The sequence below is a fragment of the Thalassotalea sp. SU-HH00458 genome, assembly GCF_040362795.1.
Taxonomy (GTDB): Bacteria; Pseudomonadota; Gammaproteobacteria; order Enterobacterales; family Alteromonadaceae; genus Thalassotalea_H; species Thalassotalea_H castellviae.
This window is the reverse complement of the sequence record NZ_BAABWW010000025.1, coordinates 1-1224: the sequence shown is the minus strand read 5'-3', so window position 1 is coordinate 1224 and position 1224 is coordinate 1. Positions and strand designations below refer to the sequence as shown.

1 protein-coding gene and 1 pseudogene are annotated in these 1224 nt (G+C 33.7%); both read left to right on the top strand.

The annotated features are described in order from the left end of the window. Positions 1-57: 57 nt before the first annotated feature. Positions 58-606 (top strand): annotated as a pseudogene (locus ABXH06_RS17820) (transposase); the annotation flags it as partial. 100 nt (positions 607-706) lie between these two features. Further along, positions 707-1195: a hypothetical protein gene (locus tag ABXH06_RS17815; RefSeq protein ID WP_311585136.1), complete on the top strand. Its 489-nt coding sequence runs from the start codon at positions 707-709 to the stop codon at positions 1193-1195. The last annotated feature ends 29 nt before the right edge of the window (positions 1196-1224 follow it).

Below are 1224 nucleotides of genomic sequence, written 5' to 3'. Positions count from 1 at the left end.
TCAGAGCTAGATTACTCATTCTATTTAGAATGCTTGGCATAAGCCTGCAAAAAATATGATGTGGATCTACATGCTTACGTGTTAATGACAAATCATATTCATTTGCTGATGACCCCAAATGATGAAACAGGTATTTCATTAGTAATGCAGTCAATTGGTAAACGTTATGTGGAATACATCAATAAAGAACTTAGTCGAACAGGCACGTTATTTGAAGGACGTTTTAAAGCGAGCTTAGTTGATGAAGATGCTTACCTACTTGCTTGTATGCGTTATATCGAAATGAACCCAGTAAGGGCGAATATGGTCAATCATCCCGCAGAATATAAATGGTCAAGTTACCATGTAAATACCGGCCTAAGACAGCGAAAAAAGTTAGTTGCTCATCCAAGTTACATAGCGCTTGGGGAAAATGAATTTAAGGTTTGTCAAAAATATAAAGCATTATTTAATAGCGAGTTGGCGCCTAATGTGTGCCAGGAAATAACGAATGCGGCATTGTTTTCAATGCCTCTCGGGGATAAAAAATTTAAACTCGCGATTGAGAAAGCGCTGGGTAGAGTTATAGGTTATCCTCAAAGAGGTCGGCCCGTTAGCAATAAGTAGTTATGCAAATGATAATAAGTCTTATCTGTCACCGACCCCCTTTAAAACCACTATTGTTTTAACTAAAGATGTGTTATCTCAATAGATAGATTAAGAAATTATGAATAAAAAATTTGTTGCCGTATGGGCTATTGTCGCTGGTATTTGTCTTATAATTCTAGGAATTCAAAATATATATTTTTTTGAAAAGTATCCTCATTTTGATGAATTGATAAAAATAAGTGACAAAATTGACTCTTATAATTGTGATAGCAGAGTGGGCTATAATGATAGTTTTAATTTTACACTTAAAAAAATATCTCAAAATATTGACGTGATCGATGTAGAAATAAAGTGTTCCTCGCTTAATAAAAGATTAAGATTAAGTAATTGGTATATTACTGTTTGGGTAGATAATACCGACGGGCTATACAAAGCATATGCATTAAAAGTTGGTGAAATAAATATGAAGTCTTCTAGGTTAGGAGTTGTTAATAAAGAATTTAATTTGCTCTCACTTATTTTAATTGTTTTTGGTTCATTTCTTACTTTAAAGAATTGCCAATATATTCTTAGAAAGAAATCAGTGGGGTCAGAGCGTTTGAAATGAAATGAGCCTTTCACGGTAAAAGGGGTCGG